The following is a 22093-nucleotide window of genomic DNA, read 5'->3' on the forward strand; positions in this document are numbered from 1 at the left end:
ATCTGAGAACTATTGCACAGAGTGAGCAATAAAAAGGCAAAAAGAGACCGTGCCGAAACCTTATTTCGACACGGTCTTTATAGCGCATATCACAAGCACGTATATCGGCGGAAACTTCAGTGAGAAATCGTTACCTCAATCACACCTTCCGCACGAGACGTCATCGCCTCTGCCTGCCGGTTTACCGATTCCGCCGGTTTGTCAATCTTGCCGGTTTACCGGTTTCGCCGGTTTGCGATACTACTCGTTATCGCCGCCCGTCGCCTTGGTTGCCGAAAGCGATTCGCCGGCATCTGACGCGTCAGGCCACGCCCAATCGGTAAACGCCGGATGATCATAGCCCTTCTCGACCGCAAAATTGAACGCGTCGGTACGGAACTGCTCCCACTCAGCAATCTGCTCGGCCCATTTGTCGGCGTCAATCATGCGCAGTGCATCAGCTGCCAGCGCCCAGCGATCCATGTGATTCAGACGAAGCATGTCATACGGCGTAGTCGTAGAGCCTTGCTCTTCATATCCGTGAACCTTGAAGTTGTCGTGGTTTGGACGGTTCCAAATCAAACGATGAATGGTACCCGCATACGCGTGGAAGGCAAAGAGGACGGGTTTATCTGCCGAGAAGAGCTCAGTGAACTCTTCATCCGAGAGCGCCTGATCGTTTTCGTCCGCGTTCTGAATCTTGAGCAGCTCCAAAACGTTGACAAAGCGAGCTTTGATGCCCAGCTTGCTAAGCATATCAAGGGCTGCGAGAAGTTCCATAGTAGGCACATCGCCGCAGGATGCAAGGACAATATCGTAGTCTTCGCCTGCAGACACGTTGGAAGCCCACTTCCACTCCACGGCTCCGTGCTCAAGTTCTTCTCGAGCCTCGTCAAGGGTGACCCATGTCGGAGCAGGCTGCTTACCCGCAAAGATAGCATTGATGCAGTTGGTGGAGGTGTATGCTTTCTCGCCCACGGCAAGCAGGAGGTTAGCGTCAGCCGGATAGTAGATGTTCATCACATGATCGTTGTTGTAGCACTTATTGAGCAGAACATCGACAAAGCCCGGATCCTGGTGGGAGAAGCCGTTGTGATCTTGGCGCCACACATGGCTGGAAAGCAATACGTTAACGGCTGAGATGGGCTTGCGCCAAGGGATGTGGCGAACTGTCGCCTCAAGCCATTTCGCATGCTGGTTAATCATGGAGTCCACGATATGCACGAAGGACTCATAGCTGGACCACATGCCGTAGCGGCCGGTCAACACATAGCCCTCGAGCAGGCCTTCGCATTGATGCTCGGAAAGCTGCTCAATAACGTTGCCGACAGGCGAGATATGCTCGTCATTTTCGAAGTCATCGTTAAAGCCGCCGAACCACTGCTTGTCCGTCACCTGGAAAGAAGGCTGCAGGCGGTTGGACGCCGTCTCATCCGGGCCGAAGATACGGAAGTCAGAGCGATTCTTATTGATAAGATCGGCTGTGTACTCACCAAGAACGCGAGTTGCCTCAGTAGCTCCGAAGCCGTGGCCCTTCTCGCCCACAGGAATCTCATACTCACGAGCGTCAGGCAGGTCAAGTGTCTTGCGAAGCAGACCGCCGTTCGTGTTCGGATTTGCGCCGAGGCGAAGCTCGCCGGCAGGCATGAATGACGTGACCTCAGGACGAATGGAACCGTTCTCATTAAAGAGCTGCTCAGGCCTGTAGGACTCAAGCCAATCGCGAAGCACCTGGAAGTGAGCTTCCGTATCGCGAGCAGATGCCAGAGGCACCTGGTGCGCACGCCATGAACCTTCGGTTTTCTTGCCGTCAATGTAAGGCGGGCAGGTCCAGCCTTTAGGCGTACGGAAAATAATCATCGGATAATATGGGCGGGACGCATCGCCCGCAGCGGCACGGCTCTTGATGGAGCAGATTTCGTCAAAGACCGCCTCAAAAAGGGCGGCAAAGCGACGGTGAATGGACGCGTGGTCCTCATCGTCAAAGCCGGCAACGAACGTATAGGGGTGGTATCCCATGCCGCGGAAGAACTCGTCGCGCTCTCCGTCAGAAATACGCGAAAGGATAGTCGGGTTAGCAATCTTGTAACCGTTCAGGTGAAGCACCGGCAGCACAATACCATCGGTGAGAGGATCCATGAACTTGTTCGTCTGCCAGCTGGTTGCAAGAGGACCGGTCTCGGACTCACCATCACCCACAACGGCAACGGCCAAAAGCGATGGATTGTCAAGCACCGCGCCGTAGGCATGAGAGAGCGTATAGCCAAGCTCGCCGCCCTCATGGATGGATCCGGGAGTTTCAGGAGCATAGTGCGAAGGGATACCGCCGGGATACGAGAAGCGACGGAAGAACTTTTGCAAACCAGCTTCGTCATCGGTAATGAAGGGATACGTCTCGCGATACGTGCCATCAAGCAGCGACTGAGCAGTGCCAGCAGGTCCGCCGTGACCGGGGCCCATAAGAAAGATAGTGTTCTGATTGTGATCGTGGATAAAGCGGTTGACATGGCCAAACAAGAAATTCAAGCCGGGTGTGGTTCCCCAGTGCCCCACCAGCCGGTGCTTAACATCTTCCCGGTTGAAGCCTTCCTTCATAAGAGGGTTGCTGCGCAGGTAAATCTGACCGATAGAAAGATAGTTTGCCGTTCGCCAATACTTGTCGACACCGGCAAGCTCTTCCTCGGAAACAGGCTGATTGAGCCTTTGCCAAGGCGTACCGATAACAGGCTGAGCCATTGTTCCTCCTTTATTTGGCCGCATCACACAACGCAGCGCTTCTTTTATATGTTTCTTTCAGTGTAAGTGGTAAAACGTTTTATCATTTCGAGAATTTCAGTTTTCTTGAGAATTTTCCGCTGGCTTGCAAACCCTCTGACTACAGAAAGGTTCATTTCCCATGTAGATACCCATCTACCAGCAAGTTTTTGATTTGCTCAAAACGGCATCCCTTCGAGAAGAGATGCCGTTCAATGTCAGTCATAAAATGTCAGATGCGAATTTCATGGCGCTAAGCCATGTACAGATGAACCTACGCGAGCTTTTCCACACCGTCGCGAGAAACGCGGGCAAAGAAGAGCGGTTCAAGCACCGGCTGCTCATGTCCGAACGACAGCGCTTCACGGAAGATGCGCTCACCGTCATCCAGGCGCTTCTCGTCAGAAGTCAGAAGCGTTGCAAGCACCTCGCCCTTCTCGACATAATCACCGGTCTTACGCTCAAGGATGATACCGGCTGCCATATCAATAGGATCGCCTTTTTTCTCGCGGCCGGCGCCAAGCGCTACGGATGCTATGCCCACGCGCTCGGCATTCATCGCGCTTATATAGCCGGACTCTTCCACCAGCACCTCACGACGGAACGGCGCTGCATCAAACTTCGAAGTATCCCAAATCACCGCAACGTCTCCACCTTGGGCGGTAACCATCTCCGCAAGTTTCGCCAGGCCTTCGCCGTTGGCAATCTGACCTTGCGCCAGATCGCGACATTCTGCGACGCTTCCCTTGCCAGCAAGGTGCAGCATGTTGGCAGCAAGCTCAATGCAAACCGCCGTCAGATCCTCGGGTCCTTCGCCACGAAGAGTTGCTACAGCTTCTGAAACTTCCAGCGCGTTACCGATATTTTTGCCCAGCGGTCGATCCATACCGGTAATCAAAGCGGCGGTTGTACGACCCACATGCTCGCCAATAGAAACCATAGCCTCAGCCAGCTCAATGGCCGCATCCACTGTCTTCATGAAGGCGCCGGAGCCACATTTGACATCCAAAAGGATGCAGTTTGAACCAGAAGCGATCTTTTTCGACATGATGGATGACGCTATCAAAGGTACGCTGTCAACCGTAGCGGTCACGTCTCGCAGCGCATACAGTTTTTTATCGGCCGGCACTAGATTGCCTGTTTGTCCAGCTACCGCAACGCCAATCTTGTTTACCTGCTCGAAGAAGTCGGGCTCGGAAATCTCAACGGAAAGCCCGGGAATTGACTCAAGCTTATCCAGCGTGCCGCCCGTATGACCCAAACCGCGACCACTCATTTTGGCAACCCTGACGCCAAGCGATGCCACGATTGGGGCTACCACTAGCGTGGTCTTATCGCCAACACCGCCGGTGGAGTGTTTATCAACTTTAATGCCGGGAATAGCCGAGAGGTCCATCATATCGCCCGACTCAGCCATCGCCATGGTAAGCTTGGCAGTCTCTCGGGGCGTCATGCCCTCATAAAAAATCGCCATTGCCAAAGCCGATGCCTGATAGTCGGGAATCTCACCGGACACATAACCAGAAATAAAAAAGTCAATCTCTTCGTCGGTAAGTTCACCGCCATCGCGCTTTTTCTCAATCACATCATACATGCGCATGATATATATCCTTTCCTAGTGGCCGCATCCACAGTCCGATGCGCCGTCGCGCTCAACGAAGTTGCCGCCTGACATGCCCGAAGGCCCACTTTCTCCCAGATCCTCAGGGCCAAAGCCCATGGGCAAAATCTCACGCAGCAAAAATTCACGCGGCTTTGAGCCCGCGCGACCCAAAATTACGCGGAAGGTATCGGGATTGCACCACTCACGAATTACCTGACGGCATACACCGCATGGCGTGCACCACTCACTGACCAGCTGTCCTTCAGGCCCGCCGACCACCGCAATGGCGGAAAAATTCCGCCTGCCTTCAAAAACGGCTCGAAAGAACGCTGTGCGTTCAGCGCAGTTTGTAGGCGTATACGCGGCGTTCTCAAGATTTGCGCCGCCGTAGACTGCGCCATCGGAACAGAGCAAAGCCGCTCCAACTGCGAAATGCGAATACGGCACGTAGGCCTTCTCGCGAGCTTTAACGGCAAGCTCGACCAGCTCCTCAGCAGACGGGACCTTTTCAAACTGATAATCAGCGGCCATCGTTAACGGCTCCCCTTAACATACGGAACGCCATCGGCCTTTGGAGCCACCGAACGACCCACAAAGAGTATGAGCGTGATGATGGTAATGAAGTACGGCAGCATCGAGATAATCTCGGACGGAATAGGTGTCGCACCGCCGCCCAGAAGGATTGCCAGTTCCTGCGTAAAGCCAAAGAGCAGGCACGCGCCGTACGCTCCCTGTGGTTTCCACTTACCAAAAATGACCGCGGCAAGCGCAATGAAGCCCTGGCCGGAAATGGCCGTCTGCGTGTACTGAGAAATAATCGCCAGCGTCACGGACGCGCCGCCGAAACCGGCGAGAATACCGGAGATAACTACGCAGATGTAGCGTGTCCGGCGAACGCCAATGCCAAGCGTCTCAGACGCGTGGGGGTGCTCGCCGACAGAGCGAATCCGCAGGCCCCATTTGGTGCGATAGAGCACAAACCACACAACAGCCGAAGCGATAAGGGCGAGAAGAACCGTGATGTCCACGTTGAGTGCAGCAAAGAGCGTGTCGTTAAAGGCGCCGTCTCCAAAGAGCTTTGGCAGCGTTGTAACGGCTGGCGTTTGCTTTGCACCTTCAAATAGATGACCGCAGGCAAAAAGCGCGATACCGGGAGCCAAAAGGTTGATAGCAACACCCGAAACTGTTTGGTCCGCGTTGAAGGTAATGGAAGCAACCGCGTGCAAAAGGGCTACCAAACCGCCCGCAATACCCGCGCATAGAAGGCCGATCCACGGATTACCAGTGAGATAGCTGCCGGCAACACCTGCAAAGGCACCAACGTTCATCATGCCTTCAATACCGATGTTTACGACACCGGAGCGCTCGGAAAGAACACCGCCAAGAGCGCCGAATACCAGCGGAGTGGAGTACATCAGCGTACCGCCAACAAGCAGTACGAGAATTTTAATCAAAGCGTTCATATCCATCTCTACTTCGCCTCCTTTCCGTGAGTGCTATCGTCAGTCGCCACATCAGCTCCACCAGATCCTTCGGCAAGCTTAGCTTGCTTGGCGCGGCGACGGTCAAGATACTCAGCCAGCATCGGAATGACGCCACCAAGCGCCATAAAGAAGACGATAGTGCCGATGATAATGCTGATGATTTCGGACGGGGCTCCTACGACCTGCTGCACAGACTGTCCTCCGTACAAAAGGCCGGCAAAGAGCAGGGACGCAGGAATGCAGCCGACAGGCGAGCAACCTGCGATAAAGGCAACGGACAGGCCGTTAAATCCGTAGTTTTCAAACGCAGCGAGCGTTGAGATACTGTGCGGATTCAAGCCCGTAATGTTCAGAGCGCCTGCAATGCCGCAGAGAGCGCCGGAGATAGCCATGCACAGCACCAGGTTACGGCTGACGTTGATGCCGGTAAATTGGGCAGCGTCACGGTTAAAGCCAACGGCGCGCATCTCATATCCTACCTTCGTGCGCATGAGCAGCCAGCCGATGAAAATAGCTGCGACAATAGCTACGATGATGCCGATATTAGCGTCGGTGCGCGCAATGGCGTCTCCGACCACAGGGATATCCTTAAGCGCCGCAAGGCCTTCGGGAGTAGACTTCATGTCTGTAAAAAGCATGGTATGACCTGAAGGGTTAATCGGCAGCGACTTGGTGGAATTAGTTTTATGAAAGACCTCAGAATTCACCACAAAGTTGCTGAAATAGAGGCTGATCCAGTTAAACATGATGCTAGTAATAACCTCATGAATGCCAAATTTGGCCTTCAGCCATCCGATAAGAGCGCCCGCGGCGGCTCCTGCAAGCATGCCCGACAAAAGCACCACAGGAATCTCAAGTACCGGCGGCAAATCAAGCAGAATGCCGACCATGGTGGCAAAGACCGTACCAAACACGTACTGGCCCTCAGCGCCAATATTAAAGAGACCCACGCGGAACGCGAACGCTACGGCCACACCCGTAAAGAGCAGCGGAGTAGCCTTGATGATTACATTTGCAATATATTTCGGCTTGCCAATCATGCCGTCAACGAGAGCGCTAAACGCCTCAATAGGGTCATAGCCCGCAGAAGCCAACACGATGGTTGCGATAAAAAAACCAAACAAGATAGCAACGATTGCCGAAGTAATCGGCTTTCTCATTATTTTGGTGAGAGCAGTCACTCCTCACCACCTCCCGCCATGAGGAGACCTGCCTGCTCCTCGGTAATGGCGCCCTGATCAAAGGTGCCGACGATCTTTCCGGCATAAATAACGGCAATGCGATCGGACACATCCATAACCTCATCGAGCTCAAGTGAGATCAAAAGAATAGCCGCTCCGCGATCGCGCTCCCGGATGAGTGCTTTGTGAACAAACTCAATGGCACCCACGTCAAGGCCTCGTGTCGGCTGGATGGCAATGAGCACGTCAGGCGCACCCGAAACCTCGCGCGCAATGATGACTTTTTGCTGGTTGCCTCCGGAAAGGCCTCCCGCGTTATGGTCAAAACAACCTGCGGGTCTGATATCAAACTCTTCGATAAGACCTTTGGCAAACTCATTTACCTTGGCGTAATCCAGGGAAACCCCTTTGCCAAACATTTCCTCATTGTGGCGCTCAAGCACCATGTTTTCCGCTACCGAGAAGGGCAGCACCAAACCCCAACGCTGACGATCAGAAGGAATTGTTGCTACCGAATGGCTGATGACATTGTGAGGTGTCGTTGCCTGCACTTCTTCTCCGCGAATAGCGATGGTTCCCGATTCGGGCTTTACCAGCGAATTAATGGCATCGGCAAGCTCGCGCTGACCGTTGCCGTCAATACCGGCAAGACCTACGATCTCGCCAGCACGAACTTCCAGATTAAGGCCGTTAACCTGCTCAATACCACGTTCATCCTTTACGTGAAGATCACGGATGGAAAGCAGTACCTCTCCCGGCTTCGCGGGCTTCTTGTCAACGTGCAGATTAACATTGCGTCCGACCATCTTGTTTGCCAACTCGGTCTCATTGGTCTTTGCAACGTCAACAGTACCCATATATTTGCCGCGGCGGATAATGGTGCACTCATCGGCCGAAGACATAATTTCTTTCAACTTGTGTGTGATGATGATGATGGTTTTACCCTTACTCACCAGGTCGCGCATGATTTGAATGAGTTTTTCGATTTCCTGAGGAGTCAACACTGCGGTTGGCTCGTCAAGAATCAGGGTATCGGCTCCGCGGTACAGCGCTTTCAAAATCTCCACGCGCTGCTGCATGCCGACGGTAATGTCTTCAATCTTCGCATCGGGATCAACATCGAAACCGTACTCATTGACGATTTCAAGGACCTTCTCGCGCGCCTTCTTTGGATCAAGGACGCCCGCAAATGACGTAACCTCGTCTCCTAGGACGATGTTTTCAGTTACCGTAAAGTTGTCGACCAGCATAAAGTGCTGGTGAACCATACCAATACCCTGTGCAATGGCATCATTTGGATTTGAGATGTCTACATGCTTGCCATTGAGGAAGACTTCTCCCTCATCTGCAGAATAGAGGCCGTAGAGCACATTCATCAAGGTACTCTTACCTGCGCCGTTTTCACCCAAGATGGCATGAACGGATTGTTTGCGCACATTCAAATCAACGCTGTCGAGCGCTTTGAACGTACCGAACACTTTCGTGATGCCCTGCATCTGAACGGCATATTCCGAGTTAGCTTCCACGAGCCACCTCCTTTTCGTTCGCGTTTCACCACCAAGGGACCCGAGATGGGCCCCTTAGCTGTCGAAACAGTTCATTAAACGGCGAGAAGGACCTCAAGCCTCAGATCCTTCTCGCCGCGTATACGTTTCTTCTTATGCGAGAGTCTTCTCGTACTTTTCCAGGTCGTCCTTGTTGGCGGGAGGAACAATGGAGCCAGCCTTAATCTTGTCGGCAGCATCCATAGCGCCCTTGTAAACCTCATCGCCCATGAGCTTGTGGTCCTCAGGAATACCGACAGCGTCATCAGTGAAGCCCAGCTCAACGGTCTTGCCGCCCTTGTCTCCGTCTTTCAGGATCTTCTTGGAGACGTCAACAACGGCCACGTTGACTTTCTTGAGCGCGGAAGTCAGGACGTTTTCAGGCGCCAGATACGCCTGGTCCTTGTCGACGCCGATGGCAAACTTGCCGGCGTCCTTAGCGGCCTCGATAACGCCCGTGCCAACGCCGCCAGCGGCGTGGAAGACAACGTCGCAGCCGTCAGAGAACATCTTAGCGGCGATAGACTTGCCCTTTGCAGCGTCAGTAAAGGAGTCAGCATACTGGGACTGAACCTCAACGTTCAGGCTCTGCTCTTTGTTCGCAAAGAGGACGCCGGCCCTGTAGCCATACTCAAACTGATCGATGATGGCAGACGTGATGCCGCCGACAAAGCCAACCTTACCCGTCTTGGTAGTACGAGCCGCAATGTAGCCTACGAGGAATGAAGGCTCTTGGGCACGGAAGGTAACGCCAGTCAGGTTAGCGATAGAGCTGTCGTCATTGCCGTTGTCAATAATGGCAAACTGAACGTCAGAATTCTTCTTCGCGGATTCAACGATAGCGTCTGCCATAGCAAAGCCAACGCCCCACACGAGCTGAGACTTGTCGTCGACAGCCTTATCGAGGTTGGTAGCGTAGTCAGACTCCTGCTTTGACTCAAGATAGCTGACGTCCCAGCCCTCTTCCTTCTGGAGCTGCTGCATGCCCTCCCAGGCAAGCTGGTTGAAGGACTGGTCATTGACACCACCGGTATCGGTGACCATCTCAAGCTTAGCTTTGGACTTGGCCTGGTCGCCGTCGCCTGCGCCCTTCTTAGTGTCGTCTTTCTTTGAGCCGCCGCAAGCCGTAAGACCTGCGAGAACAGCCATTGCGCCGGCACCAGCGGCACCGGTGACAAAGCCACGACGTGAAACAGAATTGCTCATCGGACTCTCCTTACGTTTGTCCACCCCCGCGTGTGCCGGGGTCTCTTGAGGGAACCATTTTTCCCTCACTATTACCTGCGAAGTCGCCCGAATAGCATCCTTCGCATGGCTCCAAATCATAAGGCGAGAAGCACAAATCCTCCCAAACGCCTGGGACTCTGTGGGCTTCTCGCCAACAAACCTACTGCGACTCAGGAAGCGTCAGTGAAAGCGCCACTTCCATCATCTGCGTGAAACTCGTTTGACGTTCTTCCGCCGGAAGAGACTCTCCCGCCAGAGGAAGGTCTGATATGGTCAACAAGCAAAGCGCATGCTTCTTGGCGTACGCGGCATTGAGATAGAGGGCTGCGGACTCCATCTCGACAGCAAGCACGCCCATGGACGCCCAGCGAGAAAGCGCTGTTTCATCGGCTCCATAAAACGTATCGCTGGCAAGGACGTTACCCACACGCACGGGATAGCCAAGGTTTTCAGCGCCGTTCACCGCGCGACGAAGCAGACCGTAGTCGGCGATTGGCGCATAGGTTCCCGGCAGGTTGAACTGGGATGCGTAGTTTGAGTCGGTGCAGGCACCCATGCCTACCACGATATCGCGCAACTTGACGCCATCTGCAAGCCCGCCCGCAGAACCGATGCGAATAATGTTGTCGACGTCGTAAAAGTTGAAAAGCTCATACGAGTAAATGCCGATGGAAGGCATACCCATACCAGAACCCATAACGGAGACGGGATTTCCCTGGTAGATGCCGGTATAGCCAAACATATTGCGCACGGTATTGAACTGCTCAACGTTCTCGAGGTACTTCTCGGCAAGCAACTTGGCTCGAAGCGGATCACCCGGCATCAGAACGGTCTTTGCAATCTGACCTTCAAGGGCGGCGTTATGCGGTGTAGGAGTTGCAGGCATTTAATCCTCCTTCAGGATTTCGGAAACGTGCGACGTGCCCACACCCAGCTGAGGAGCGCCCAGATACGCGAGGACTGTTTCGGCAAGATCCGCAAATGTCGGAAGCGTGTGAAGATTGGTGCCGGCTTTGACGCGCGGGCCGTATATCAGCCAGGGTACGTATTCGCGCGAGTGGTCGGTAGAAGGTGTAACGGGATCACAGCCATGGTCAGCCGTAATCATAAGCAGGTCGTCTTTGCCGAGACCCGCGGTGAGCTCGGGAAGTTTCTCGTCAAAGTACGAAAGCGCCTTAGCGTAGCCGTCCACGTCATTGCGATGCCCGTAAATCATGTCTGTGTCAACCAGATTAGTGAAGCACAGGCCATGGAAATCCTTATGCGTTGCTTCGATGGTGCGCTCGATACCCTCGGGATTACCTGAGGTAAACACATGATCGGTTGTTCCACGATGCGCAAAGATATCGTAAATCTTGCCGATTGAAAGCACGTCAAAACCGTTTTCTTTCAGCTGATCCAGCATGGTGGTACCTGTCGGCTCCAGCGAGAAGTCATGGCGGCGAGGCGTGCGCGTATACGGCCACTCCCCCTCAAAAGGACGGGCGATGACACGAGCAACGCCATGATCTCCCTGAAGAATAGCACGGGCGATACGGCAGTAGTCATAGAGCGTCTCAACGGGAACAACGTCCTCGTGAGCGGCAATTTGGAAAACGGAATCAGCCGAGGTATAGACAATCAGCGCTCCCGTTTCAACCATTTCTTTACCGAAGTCCTTAATAACCTCTGTTCCGGAATACGGTTTGTTACAGATGACCTTGCGGCCGGTCTGACGCTCAAACTCCTCAATAATTTCCTGAGGAAACCCGTCCGGGTATGTGGGAAAACGACGCGGCGAGATAACGCCGGCCATCTCCCAATGACCTACGGTAGTATCTTTGCCCGCTGAGCGTTCCTGCATGCGAGCAAAGGCTCCTTCGAGATGTTCAACAGGAGCTAAATCAGTTTTATATACGGAGTCAAGAGCGCCATCAATATTAAGAAGCCCCATGCGGGCCATGTTGGGAATATGTAAATAAGGGCTGGTTCCGCAGGCGCAAAGGGTATTGCTGCCTTCATCTCCATATTCTGGTGCATCGGGTTCTTCACCGATGCCGAAGCTGTCAAGAACAACGACAAACACGCGTTTTGCCATGAATCCTCCATCCTGCAGGCATTTCCAGGTGCTGTGACTAAGAAACGTCTATACATAAAATTACACTTTTTTATTTTATTACACTCTTTGTCAATCAAGCGATTTTTATAGAGCGCCTACCGATTGCGGCGCTAGAATTCTGCAAACGGTAATAAAGAAGTGCTTAGGAAAAAATGAGTAACTCCCTAAAAAGGAACGAAACTAGTAATTAACACTACCTTACTCAAAAAAGTTCAACATTTACGGGTGCAATTCTCGCCCGTTACAGTAAACTGAATCGTGTAGATTTTGTTCATTTCGATTAGAAAGCAGTAGAGTAGATGCTTACGCTTACAGAACGAGAGCAGCAGATTTTTAACTGGCTCAAAGAGCAGCCTTCTATTACACAAAAGGAAATTGCGGAACGCGCGGGCATTTCACGATCCTCAGTTTCTGTACATATTAGTAATCTTACCAGCAAGGGAGCAGTCCTCGGACGTCGCTACATTCTCAGCGAGACGCCTTATGTCGTAGTCATTGGCGGCGCCAACATAGACATTGCCGGCGTTCCCGATGAAAAGCTCGTCCCCGCAGACTCCAACCCCGGCACTGTCAGCCTGTCTCCCGGCGGAGTCGGACGCAATATTGCACACAATCTCGCTCTTCTCGGCTCTGAAGTTCGCCTGCTCACCGCATTTGGTCAGGACACAAACGCCCAGGAGCTCAAAGATTCCTGCTGTGCCGCCAATGTCAACCTTGATCCCTCGATAATCGTTCCCGACGAGCCAACTCCCACCTATCTCTTCATCATGAATGAGCACGGCGAGATGCAGCTGGCCATTTCAAACATGGACATTTACCAGCACTTGACCCCCGAGCGCATGGAAGAGCGCATGGATATCATCGATCATGCCGCGGCAGTAGTTGTTGACACTAACCTTCCCGACAAGACCCTTCGCTATCTTGCCGAAAGTCTCCACGCACCCATTTTCTGCGACCCTGTTTCGACTAAGAAGGCTCTCAAGGTTCGTCATCTCCTCGGTCGTTTCCACACGCTCAAGCCCAACCGGCTCGAAGCGGAAGTTCTTTCTGGCATCACTATCCACGACGATGCTTCGCTTGAAGCCGCTGCAAAAGAACTCTTAGATACTGGACTTGAACGCATCTTCATTTCTCTTGGCACCGATGGCCTTTACTGCGCTGAGCGGGGTGGCGAAGCCTGCAAGCTGCCAATGATAGAAGCGCATACCGCCAGCATGACTGGCGCCGGAGATGCTATGCTCGCAGCAATCACCTGGGCTTATACGCAAAACATGGATCTTGTACAATCCGGACGCGCGGGCTTGGCTGCTTCCGCCATCGCCTCCGAGAGCTTCTCCACTATCAACCCCAACCTTACGCTGCGCAACGTGATGGATCGAGCAAACCTCTAAACGCCCCGTAAAATCTCTAAGCGCTCCGTAAGACCTGTAAGCACCTTGTAAGAAACTGCAAAAGAAGCAACGATTACGCTCAAGAATTACGTAAGGAACTTGTATGTCTCAACTGAATGACTTTCTTGATATCTCACCTGAGGTAGCTGACGCGCTTGCGGCGCAGAAACCCGTTGTCGCGCTTGAGTCAACTATCATCTCCCACGGGATGCCGTATCCGCAAAACGTCGAGACCGCCCTCAAGGTCGAGCAAATCATTCGCGACAACGGCGCCATTCCGGCCACCATTGCCATTATCAACGGCCGTCTGCGCGCCGGCCTTTCTCCCGACGAGATTGACTATCTCGGTAAAAAGGGAAGAGAGGTCGCCAAGGTAAGCCGTCGCGATTTGCCAGTTATCGTTGCCGAGAAGGGCGACGGCGCCACCACCGTTACCACCACCATGATCATTGCTCATATGGCTGGCATCGAGGTTTTCGCAACCGGCGGGCTGGGCGGCGTTCATCGTGGCGCTGAAACAACCATGGACATCTCCGCTGACCTTGAGGAGCTCGCACAAACGCCCGTCATGGTCATCTGCGCAGGCGCAAAGTCTATCCTTGATCTTGGACTAACGCTTGAGTACCTGGAGACCAAGGGTGTTCCCGTTCTTGGCTATCAAACCGATGAGCTCCCTGCGTTCTATACGCGCAAGAGTGGATTTGGGGTCGACCGTCGTGTTGATTCACCAGAAGAGCTTGCTCGAATTTTCCACGTCAAGCGTGAACTGGGCCTTAAGGGCGGCATGCTTGTTGGAAATCCCATTCCCGAGGAGTATTCAATGGACAAGGCAGTCATTGACGCTGCCATTGAACAGGCCTTGGCCGAAGCGGCCCAACAGGGCATCCACGGCAAAGAGACGACGCCGTTCTTGCTTGCCAAAGTTTCTGAAATTACCGGCGGAGATTCGCTTGAGGCCAATATCCAGCTGGTCTTTAACAACGTTGCCCTAGGCGCAAAGACTGCCGCTCAGCTTTGTAAACTTAAGGGCTAGTTTCATTGTTCATTGGACGGGTGTTGGGTGTCCGTTGGCGGGGTGTTGGGTGTTGGTTGGGTGTTGGTTGGTTGTCCGTTGACCGACCCACCGCCAGCCGGCTCATTCCAAAAAAGTGCATGAGTTGTGATATGAAAACTCCTAAAAAAGGCATCAGTTGTGATAAATCCCCTAAAAATGCCATGAGTTGTGAAGTATTTTTATCACAACTGTGGCACTTTTTTGGAAAAGGGCGAGAAGGGTTGCGTGGGCTTCTCGCAATATGCTTCGCGTATACTTCTCGCGATACGTTTCGCAGTACTTCCTACGGCAGTACGTTTCGTAGGACTTTCTCGCTTTTCAGACTGAAAAGATAGTGGCTCCCAAACAGATTATGCTCAAAACAAACTTTGGGGCAGATTGAAGAAATCCACCCCAAAGTTAAATCTATCTGCAGTTCGTGGCCGGTAAGTCTATGCCTGCGGCTCGTGGCCTGTGACCTGTGGTCTGTGACACGTAGTCTGCAGCCTGTAAACTACAAGCCGTGGGCCGCCTTACTCGCTGACGATTGCGATACCGCTTGAAACGCCCAGGCGATCGGCCCCTGCCTCAACCATCGCAAGCGCCTCGTCTTTGGTGTGAATGCCTCCAGCAGCTTTAACGTGGCACTTGTCGCCCACGGTTTTGCGCATAAGCTCAACGTCGTGAACGGTCGCACCGCCCGTGCTAAAGCCCGTGCTGGTTTTGACAAACGCCGCGCCTGCCTTAAGGCAATCCTCACAAGCGCGAACGATTTGCTCGTCGTTCAAAAGGCAGCACTCAAGAATGACCTTAACGGGAACGGTGCCTGCAGCTTCAACAACGGCCTTTATATCAGCAATAACATAGTCGTCATCGCCGGCAACGAGGTGTCCGCCATTGATGACCATGTCGATCTCGGTTGTTCCGTCTGCAACAGCCTGTTTTGCCTCCGCGACCTTTGCTTCTGTCGAGCATGCCCCCAGAGGAAACCCAATGCAGGTAGTAATTCCCACGCTGGAACCCTCGAGCTCCTTGTGAGCAAGCGTAGTCCAGCAGCTGTTAATAGCCACAGTCTTGAAGTGGTACTCCCGAGCTTCCGCGCACAACTTCTTGATGTCCTCGGCTGTCGCGTTCTGCTTCAGATTTGTGTGATCGATAAGGCCGTTAAGCTCCATGTTTCCTCCTGCTTGTGGGACTTGGTTCTTCCAACGTACAACGTACATGCAATATGCAATACCTTACTAGTTTAGTTCCACTCATAAAAACGTTCATTCTTTCTTCGGCAAACGAGCACGAGGTGGCGGTAAACAGCAGTAAACAGCCTCAAGCAACTCCAAACAACTCGCGACAAGAGAAAACCCGGCGCCGAAACGACGTCGGGCTCACACTTACATGACGCGTTATGCGCGAAATACGCTCTTTGAAGCAATCTTAGAACTCAACAGGGAGGTCATAGTAGACGCACTTGAGCAGCTGCTCCATCTCTTCCTGCGTAGGCTTACGCGGGTTGGAAAGGGTGCAAGCATCCTCGATAGCAAGGCGTGCAACCTCGGGAGCCTTCTCGAAGAACTCCTTCTCATCAATGATAGAGGTATCAGACTTAGTGCCGCCCTCGCCGTAATTCTTAATGCCCTGTGGAACGTCCAAAGAATCGTTGATGTCGCGGATCTTCTGGACCAACGCAGCTACGAGCTCGTCCTCAGTCTCGCCCTCAAGATGCAAAATCTCCTTGGCAATGTAAGCATAACGAGTCTTAGCGCGGGCATCGCGAGCATTGAACTGGATAACCTTGCCAAGATACATGGCATTGGCGCAACCGTGGATGATGTGTCCACCGGAGAACGCTGCGCCAGTTTTGTGAGCCATGGAGTGAACGATGCCCAAAAGGCCTGAGGAGAATGCAATGCCGGCGATACACTGTGCTTCATGCATGTGCTGACGTGCTTCTTTGTCGCCCTTGTAGGATTGAGGCAGCCACTCGACAATCTCGCGAATGGCGTGCAGAGCGTCTGCATCGGTAAACATAGAAGCTGCAGTGGAGACATATGCCTCAATTGCGTGGGTCAGTGCGTCCATACCGGTATGAGCAACAAGCTTCACGGGCATGCCATAGGTAAGCTCGGGGTCAACAATGGCGACGTCAGGGGTAATCTGGAAGTCAGCAATTGGGTACTTAACGCCCTTCTGATAGTCGGTAATAATCGAGAAGGCCGTGACCTCGGTTGCGGTGCCGGAAGTAGAGGAAATTGCGCAGAAGTGAGCCTTGGTGCGGAGCTCGGGAAGGCCAAAGACCTTGCACATATCCTCAAAGGTTGTCTCAGGATACTCATACTTGATCCACATTGCCTTCGCGGCATCGATTGGCGAGCCACCGCCGATGGCAATAATCCAGTCAGGCTGGAACTCAGACATCTGAGCAGCGCCCTTCATAACCGTCTCAACGGACGGGTCAGACTCGACGCCCTCAATGTGAGCAACCTCAAAGCCTGCGGACTTCAGGTCGTTCTCGACGTCACCCAGGAAGCCGCCACGACGCATCGAGCTGCCACCGGAGACGATAATTGCCCTCTTGCCTGCAAGGTTCTTGACCTCGTGGCGCGCGCCCTCACCAAAGTACAGGTCGCGCGGGTTCGTAAAACGTCCCATATCATTTCCCCTCTCTATTTTTCCACCATACATGGTGGGTACAACGAGGACCCACTTCCCCGTCTTGCGTCATTTGACACTAGTGTGTAATCTAGCACATTTTGCGCCAGATGTTAACGTTACTATATCGACAATACGGGCTGTTTTCACTTTTACGGTTATCAAATTATTTATCGGCACACTTGTACCAGCACATTCTCTGAGTAAGACTACAGCAAGGGCGCGGCGAGAATGTAGCGAGAGCCTAGAGATACCGTGACACGACGAGAATGTAGCGATAACGTGGCGAGAAAAACGCGCTGTATGACATGTTCTTCTATTCCCTGAACTACGAGTGGTCTACCATAGAGATACGACCAGAGAGACAGAGAGTCTCATTCGGAGGAGAACGCGTGGCATTTGATCCAAAAAAGGAAGACTTTGATCGCCTTTTTGTCCAACACTTGATTGACATGGGCGCTGCCGAGCCTCCTGAGCCGCATGCCTTTGAAGTCTTTATCGAGCGTTTTTCAAACCACGCCGACACGCTGCTTGACTCTGATGAAAACCGCGCCTTCCACCTTATGTCGCAGGCCGTTGAAAAAATCGACTACCTACTCCCGGGCGCCGACATCTCCGAAGGAGAAAGGCTCATCCAAGATGGAAAACGCCTTTTGAAAGACGCTTGTTCTCTTGACCCAAACTGCTTTGACGCCCTCCGTATCCAGCAATCCATGAGCTGCAACATGCTGGAGGAAAGCTATTCGTATCTTGCAGAACTTGAGGAGGAAGTTTCACGGGTTTGCGCAGAGAAAGCTACCGCAGCCTCACAAAACGCCCCCAAAGAGTTCGAGGAAGCCGTCACTGAACTCGCCATGCGACCCTATCATCGCTGGCTTGCAGCGCTTGCCTCCCGAGCGCTCATTGCCGGACGTAATAAGGCGGCCATTGCATACGGACAGAAGCTCTTCTCGCTTGATCCCTATGATTTTGGAAACGTTCGCTTCACGCTTGCGCTGGCCTACGCAAAACTGGAGGACCAGCATGGACTCGTAAAGCTCCAAAACCAATACATAACCGTCAAGCCGGCGCGTCCTTCTGATGATGCCTGGATGACGCTTTCCCGGATGGCCCTCGCCTTTAAGGAAAATGATCTCGCTTCCGCTTCTGCCCTTGTATCCAAGCTGCTCGAACGGTATGCCACAGGTGCGCTTACCCTCTTTGTCCAGCGGAATATCCCCGAAGGCGAGTATGCGCGTCTTAACGTTGAACCTTACTCGGAAGACGAACTTATCCTCGCGGTTTCCGAAGCGGCCGTGCTGCTTCAGGAAGGCAACGATTTCACCGGTCGCGGCGTTTTTGGCCACTGGCTTGGCACCGAGATTCAAAAGCGCTACCCCGATTTCACCGATGATTTCGAAGAAGAGCTGCTGCACTTTATACATCAGGACCTTGAGGACAACCTGTCATGAACCGCACTGAAACAAGTCTTACTGAAGAATTGATCCAGCGCTGCGCTCTCAAGCGGAACGCCTCCATAGGTCCTCTGTCTGACGCCGCTTATCGTGAACTTTTGTTGGCAGTACGTTCCGATCCCAAAACATACGCTGAAGAAACGGGAGAACTCTCCTTCTATTACCTCGCTCAAGCGGTGCAGCTGTATGTTGACGCGCAAAACAATGACGAAGCATACAACGATGAAGAGTTCATGGCCACCCGCACCGAGCGCATCAAAAAACTCTGGGACTCCTTGGCAAGCATTCGCGAGAAGTACGGCGAAACCGCGGATCTCCTTCGGATTAAAGCCCTCCTTGATGGGTCCGACCATGAACATACGCTCCAGACCCTGCTGCATCTTCAGCAAGGCGCCCGAGAAGAAATCCGTGCCACCGACTTGCTGTCACGACCGGATACCTCGGATATGTGGGGCAATGTTTTTGCACGCCCCTATCTCAGACTGCACGCCGCCATTGCACGAGAGTATCTTGACACTGCTCGCTTCAGGCTCTCGCAAGCAACCTGTGAACAACTTCTCAAAGACTCCCCTTCCGACCAGGTCGGAGCTCGGCTTACCTTAGCGCTTGTCTATGCTCGCCTTGAAGATGAGGATGCACTTAACAGACTTGACAAAACATACAATCCTCACAGCAACGCATGGTCTGAGCTCGCGCGCGCCATTTTGCTCTTCAAGCTTTCACGTCTCAGCTCTGCGCGCAGAGCCCTCAAGAGTTACCAGATGAATACCGAAGGCGGCGCCTTCGCCCTCCTCCATCCTACTTTCGTTGATGTGTATATTCCCGACAGGCCGAAGGCAGCAGCAGGGAGCTTTGAAGAGGCCCTTCTCGCCATTCACGAAGCGGAGCCGATTATCGTCGACTCTCCCGATTTTGTGGGGTGGGCAGAGCAAATTCCCGACTTCTCGGCAGCTTCAGATAGCTACGCTGAAGCAAATGGATTTGATTTGAACGAATAAATAGCTAAAACCTCGACGTGACTTTGGCCAACGTTTGCTATACTCTTTCCTTGCGTCCCCATCGTCTAAAGGTTAGGACATCGCCCTTTCAAGGCGGCAATGCGAGTTCGATTCTCGCTGGGGGCACCATATGACAGAAAAAGCCGCCGGGCTCACTATGCGCCCGACGGCTTTATTTTTAACAAAACTACAGTACTTGAATGCACAAGACAGCTACAAATAATTGACAATGTAAACCATATACATTACATTGTTTATTGAAAGGTGGTGGCATTTATGGCAACTGTACCAACTCAAATTCGGATTGATGAAACCGTAAAAACCCAGGCAACTTTATTATTTAATGACTTGGGAATGGACATGTCTAGCGCAGTCAATATTTTTCTTCGCCAATGTCTATTGCGCGGTGGTCTTCCCTTCGCGGTTGAAGATCCCAATTATAGTCAGAAGACCCTGAAAGCTATGGCAGAAGCTAAACGAATTTCTCGTGATGAAGCGGTCACCTCTTATGACAATCTGACAGATTTGAAGAGAGCTTTGGAAGCTTAGATATATCGGTCAAGTTCACTTCTGCTTTTAAAAAGAGCTATAAGCGACTCGCAAGCTCATCCCTGGATGAAAGTAATAGCAGGCCCCAAGGAAGCCCAGGACCTGCTATATCATGCCACTTGCCAATACTTCTCTCGTATTAGTCTACAGTGCCTTGACCTTCTCCCAATCCGCCTTAAAACTAGCGAGCCCCTTCTCAGTGAGCGGATGCTGCACGCACTTCTTAAGCGCGGCAAAGGGAACGGTTGCGATATCAGCACCAAGGCGAGCTGCCTGAGTTACATGATGGGGCGTACGAATAGAGGCGGAAATAATCTCAACCTGATCATCCACATTCTTACCCGACCAGTCGTAATTTTGAATAACCTCAACCACGTCAGCAAGTTGTGCGACACCGTCTTCTCCGATGTCGTCAAAGCGACCAAGGAACGGCGACACATAGCGAGCTCCCGCGTTTGCGGCGAGAAGTGCCTGTGGAGCGGAAAAGATAAGCGTCATGTTTATGCGGACGCCCTCTGCCGCGAGGGTGTGAGTAGCGGCGAGCGCTTCAGGACAAATGGGAAGCTTTACCACAATGTTAGGCGCCAGAGAGGCCAGATGGCGACCTTCGGCAATCATGTCCTCCGCGGTTTCCGCTGTTGACTCAGCAGAAACGGGAAGGCCTTCGCAAAGTTTGGCAATTTTTACCATATGAGGTTCAAAATCTTCGAGCTTGCCCCCTGTTTTTGCATAAAGTGTAGGGTTCGTAGTAACTCCTGCAAGGCATCCCCAGCTCTTCGCTTCGGCAATCTCGTCAAGATTGGCCGTATCGATAAAAAATTTCATTTTCGCTCCCTTCCTTCTTACCTCTGTTGTCTTGGTCTATCTGCAGGTAACTGCAGAACATACTCGTATTCTCATGATACATGACCTACTTGGAAAGCGCCTCAAAAATACGTAAAGTCGCGCCCTTGAGACGCTAGTATTCAACGTATTGACGCAACGGTCAGAAGTGGTCAGTGGCGATACAAAATAGGTGATTATCGCCTTATCTGTTACATTGAGGACGCTCAACTCATAATTTTGGCTCTGACAATCGGGCACCGGCGAAATGCGTACAAAAAATAGAACAAGCATCAAAACGCATAACAGCAAGTGCACTTGTAGCTAGCGCACTTGCTGTTTTTGATTGACCTGAACTGACCTGCGATTCACGGACGCTGTAAGCGTTACTTGCAGAATTCCTGCACTTTTGTCAAAACACTTGCTTTATCAAGGCCGTACTTTGCGAGCACCTCAAGAGCAGGACCGGACTCACCAAACGTGTCCTCAACGCCGATGACTTTCACGGGTACGGGAGCATGCTCGGAAAGCGCCTTACATACCGCACTTCCCAAACCCCCGATTACGGAGTGCTCCTCAACCGTCACTACCCTGCCCGTCTTTTGTGCGGACGTAACGAGAAGATCAACATCAATCGGCTTGATTGTGTGAATATTGATGACCTCGGCACTTATCCCCACGCGCACAAGTTCCTCAGCAACTTCAAGAACAGTGCCTACCATAAGACCGGTTGCGACAAGGGTAACATCGGTTCCCTCGCGAAGCACGATGCCTTTGCCCATCTCAAAGGTATACTCAGGATAATCGTTAATGACAGGAACAGGAAGGCGCCCAAAACGCATGTAAACGGGACCATCAATTTCATAGGCGGCATGGACCGCCGCGTCAGCTTCAACAGCATCAGAAGGGCTGATAACTGTCATACCAGGAATAGCGCTCATAACAGCAAAATCCTCATTGCACTGATGCGTTGCTCCGTCTTCACCTACGGAAAGACCGCCGTGCGTGGCGCCAATCTTGACATTCAAGTGAGGATAGCCGACAGAATTTCTAATCTGCTCAAAAGCTCGACCAGAGGCAAACATGGCAAACGATGTGGCAAAGACCGTGCGACCAGTAGCAGCAACACCTGCGGCCATACCAATCATGTTGGCCTCAGCGATACCGCAGTCAATAAAACGCTCCGGATATGCTTCGCCAAATTTTCCGGAGCGCGTAGCCTCCGCAAGGTCTGCATCGAACACAAGTAAATCGTCATGATTACGACCAAGTTCTACAAGAGCCTTACCGTACGCGTCACGCGTAGCGATTTTTTTGACTTCTGCCATGG

General features: G+C 52.6%; 19 protein-coding genes and 1 tRNA gene. 7 read left to right on the plus strand and 13 right to left on the minus strand.

The genetic code is table 11. The features are described 5' to 3' along the window. Positions 1-240: 240 nt before the first annotated feature. From HMPREF1527_RS04350 to HMPREF1527_RS04390, 9 genes are all read right to left on the minus strand, one after another. Positions 241-2715, minus strand: coding sequence for a phosphoketolase (locus tag HMPREF1527_RS04350; protein WP_016477490.1), 2475 nt, complete (start codon positions 2713-2715; stop codon positions 241-243). A gap of 292 nt (positions 2716-3007) precedes the next feature. Then, positions 3008-4333 carry a pyrimidine-nucleoside phosphorylase gene (locus HMPREF1527_RS04355; protein WP_016477491.1) on the minus strand — a complete coding sequence of 442 codons (1326 nt, stop codon included), beginning with the start codon at positions 4331-4333 and terminating at the stop codon, positions 3008-3010. 15 nt (positions 4334-4348) lie between these two features. After that, the gene (locus HMPREF1527_RS04360) at positions 4349-4867 is read right to left on the minus strand and encodes a cytidine deaminase (protein ID WP_016477492.1); all 519 of its coding nucleotides are present in this window, start codon (positions 4865-4867) and stop codon (positions 4349-4351) included. Positions 4868-4869: 2 nt separating this feature from the next. Next, positions 4870-5805 (minus strand): ABC transporter permease, encoded by a 936-nt coding sequence (locus HMPREF1527_RS04365; protein WP_016477493.1) that lies wholly within the window; start codon positions 5803-5805, stop codon positions 4870-4872. Between the two features lie 2 nt (positions 5806-5807). Next, the gene (locus HMPREF1527_RS04370; RefSeq protein ID WP_016477494.1) at positions 5808-7001 is read right to left on the minus strand and encodes an ABC transporter permease; all 1194 of its coding nucleotides are present in this window, start codon (positions 6999-7001) and stop codon (positions 5808-5810) included. Continuing rightward, positions 6998-8527 carry an ABC transporter ATP-binding protein gene (locus HMPREF1527_RS04375; protein ID WP_016477495.1) on the minus strand — a complete coding sequence of 510 codons (1530 nt, stop codon included), beginning with the start codon at positions 8525-8527 and terminating at the stop codon, positions 6998-7000. Before HMPREF1527_RS04375 ends, HMPREF1527_RS04370 begins: the two co-directional genes overlap by 4 nt. A gap of 132 nt (positions 8528-8659) precedes the next feature. Next, entirely contained in the window at positions 8660-9751 is a 1092-nt protein-coding gene (locus HMPREF1527_RS04380; protein ID WP_016477496.1) for a BMP family ABC transporter substrate-binding protein, read from the minus strand. Between the two features lie 181 nt (positions 9752-9932). Further along, complete coding sequence (deoD, locus tag HMPREF1527_RS04385; protein ID WP_016477497.1) at positions 9933-10658, minus strand: purine-nucleoside phosphorylase; 726 nt, start codon at positions 10656-10658, stop codon at positions 9933-9935. After that, positions 10659-11849, minus strand: coding sequence for a phosphopentomutase (locus HMPREF1527_RS04390; RefSeq protein ID WP_016477498.1), 1191 nt, complete (start codon positions 11847-11849; stop codon positions 10659-10661). Between the two features lie 320 nt (positions 11850-12169). Between HMPREF1527_RS04390 and HMPREF1527_RS04395 the strand changes: the two genes are divergently transcribed. Together HMPREF1527_RS04395 and HMPREF1527_RS04400 are read left to right on the plus strand one after the other, a co-directional pair. Next, complete coding sequence (locus tag HMPREF1527_RS04395; RefSeq protein ID WP_016477499.1) at positions 12170-13261, plus strand: PfkB family carbohydrate kinase; 1092 nt, start codon at positions 12170-12172, stop codon at positions 13259-13261. A 103-nt stretch (positions 13262-13364) separates the two neighbouring features. Next, on the plus strand, positions 13365-14294 hold the full coding sequence (locus HMPREF1527_RS04400; protein WP_016477500.1) for a pseudouridine-5'-phosphate glycosidase: 930 nt from the start codon (positions 13365-13367) through the stop codon (positions 14292-14294). A gap of 533 nt (positions 14295-14827) precedes the next feature. Here the strand turns inward: HMPREF1527_RS04400 and deoC are convergent. Continuing rightward, positions 14828-15469 (minus strand): deoxyribose-phosphate aldolase, encoded by a 642-nt coding sequence (gene deoC, locus HMPREF1527_RS04405; RefSeq protein WP_016477501.1) that lies wholly within the window; start codon positions 15467-15469, stop codon positions 14828-14830. A gap of 256 nt (positions 15470-15725) precedes the next feature. Continuing rightward, positions 15726-16940, minus strand: coding sequence for an iron-containing alcohol dehydrogenase (locus HMPREF1527_RS04410; RefSeq protein ID WP_016477502.1), 1215 nt, complete (start codon positions 16938-16940; stop codon positions 15726-15728). A 392-nt stretch (positions 16941-17332) separates the two neighbouring features. Here HMPREF1527_RS04410 and HMPREF1527_RS04415 point away from each other — a divergent pair, with 392 nt between their 5' ends. The 4 genes from HMPREF1527_RS04415 (at position 17333) to HMPREF1527_RS04430 (ending at position 19941) form a co-directional block, all read left to right on the plus strand. Continuing rightward, positions 17333-18391 carry a hypothetical protein gene (locus tag HMPREF1527_RS04415; protein ID WP_016477503.1) on the plus strand — a complete coding sequence of 353 codons (1059 nt, stop codon included), beginning with the start codon at positions 17333-17335 and terminating at the stop codon, positions 18389-18391. Then, complete coding sequence (locus HMPREF1527_RS04420) at positions 18388-19392, plus strand: hypothetical protein (RefSeq protein WP_016477504.1); 1005 nt, start codon at positions 18388-18390, stop codon at positions 19390-19392. Before HMPREF1527_RS04415 ends, HMPREF1527_RS04420 begins: the two co-directional genes overlap by 4 nt. Before the next feature lie 54 nt (positions 19393-19446). Further along, positions 19447-19521, plus strand: a tRNA-Glu gene (locus tag HMPREF1527_RS04425). A 147-nt stretch (positions 19522-19668) separates the two neighbouring features. Further along, a complete protein-coding gene (locus HMPREF1527_RS04430) occupies positions 19669-19941 on the plus strand; it encodes a type II toxin-antitoxin system RelB/DinJ family antitoxin (protein ID WP_016477505.1) in 273 nt (90 codons plus the stop codon). 144 nt (positions 19942-20085) lie between these two features. Here HMPREF1527_RS04430 and HMPREF1527_RS04435 read toward each other — a convergent pair whose 3' ends face one another. Beyond that, positions 20086-20766: a transaldolase family protein gene (locus HMPREF1527_RS04435; protein WP_016477506.1), complete on the minus strand. Its 681-nt coding sequence runs from the start codon at positions 20764-20766 to the stop codon at positions 20086-20088. 147 nt (positions 20767-20913) lie between these two features. On the opposite strand from HMPREF1527_RS04435, the gene HMPREF1527_RS07975 reads away from it, so the two are divergent. Further along, on the plus strand, positions 20914-21048 hold the full coding sequence (locus HMPREF1527_RS07975) for a type II toxin-antitoxin system RelE/ParE family toxin (protein ID WP_255344830.1): 135 nt from the start codon (positions 20914-20916) through the stop codon (positions 21046-21048). 101 nt (positions 21049-21149) lie between these two features. On the opposite strand, the gene HMPREF1527_RS04440 is transcribed toward HMPREF1527_RS07975, so the two are convergent. Further along, a complete protein-coding gene (locus HMPREF1527_RS04440) occupies positions 21150-22091 on the minus strand; it encodes a transketolase family protein (protein WP_016477507.1) in 942 nt (313 codons plus the stop codon). Positions 22092-22093: the final 2 nt, after the last annotated feature.

This window comes from Atopobium sp. oral taxon 199 str. F0494, assembly GCF_000411555.1.
GTDB lineage: Bacteria > Actinomycetota > Coriobacteriia > Coriobacteriales > Atopobiaceae > Lancefieldella.

What these genes read in the sequence shown, in the direction of transcription:
- HMPREF1527_RS04350 (WP_016477490.1), bottom strand. Translation starts at nt 2,715, where the DNA reads ATGGCTCAGCCTGTTATCGGTACGCCTTGGCAAAGGCTCAATCAGCCT.
- HMPREF1527_RS04355 (WP_016477491.1), bottom strand. Translation starts at nt 4,333, where the DNA reads ATGCGCATGTATGATGTGATTGAGAAAAAGCGCGATGGCGGTGAACTT.
- HMPREF1527_RS04360 (WP_016477492.1), bottom strand. Translation starts at nt 4,867, where the DNA reads ATGGCCGCTGATTATCAGTTTGAAAAGGTCCCGTCTGCTGAGGAGCTG.
- HMPREF1527_RS04365 (WP_016477493.1), bottom strand. Translation starts at nt 5,805, where the DNA reads ATGGATATGAACGCTTTGATTAAAATTCTCGTACTGCTTGTTGGCGGT.
- HMPREF1527_RS04380 (WP_016477496.1), bottom strand. Translation starts at nt 9,751, where the DNA reads ATGAGCAATTCTGTTTCACGTCGTGGCTTTGTCACCGGTGCCGCTGGT.
- deoD (WP_016477497.1), bottom strand. Translation starts at nt 10,658, where the DNA reads ATGCCTGCAACTCCTACACCGCATAACGCCGCCCTTGAAGGTCAGATT.
- HMPREF1527_RS04390 (WP_016477498.1), bottom strand. Translation starts at nt 11,849, where the DNA reads ATGGCAAAACGCGTGTTTGTCGTTGTTCTTGACAGCTTCGGCATCGGT.
- HMPREF1527_RS04395 (WP_016477499.1), top strand. Translation starts at nt 12,170, where the DNA reads ATGCTTACGCTTACAGAACGAGAGCAGCAGATTTTTAACTGGCTCAAA.
- HMPREF1527_RS04400 (WP_016477500.1), top strand. Translation starts at nt 13,365, where the DNA reads ATGTCTCAACTGAATGACTTTCTTGATATCTCACCTGAGGTAGCTGAC.
- deoC (WP_016477501.1), bottom strand. Translation starts at nt 15,469, where the DNA reads ATGGAGCTTAACGGCCTTATCGATCACACAAATCTGAAGCAGAACGCG.
- HMPREF1527_RS04410 (WP_016477502.1), bottom strand. Translation starts at nt 16,940, where the DNA reads ATGGGACGTTTTACGAACCCGCGCGACCTGTACTTTGGTGAGGGCGCG.
- HMPREF1527_RS04420 (WP_016477504.1), top strand. Translation starts at nt 18,388, where the DNA reads ATGAACCGCACTGAAACAAGTCTTACTGAAGAATTGATCCAGCGCTGC.
- HMPREF1527_RS04430 (WP_016477505.1), top strand. Translation starts at nt 19,669, where the DNA reads ATGGCAACTGTACCAACTCAAATTCGGATTGATGAAACCGTAAAAACC.
- HMPREF1527_RS04435 (WP_016477506.1), bottom strand. Translation starts at nt 20,766, where the DNA reads ATGAAATTTTTTATCGATACGGCCAATCTTGACGAGATTGCCGAAGCG.
- HMPREF1527_RS04440 (WP_016477507.1), bottom strand. Translation starts at nt 22,091, where the DNA reads ATGGCAGAAGTCAAAAAAATCGCTACGCGTGACGCGTACGGTAAGGCT.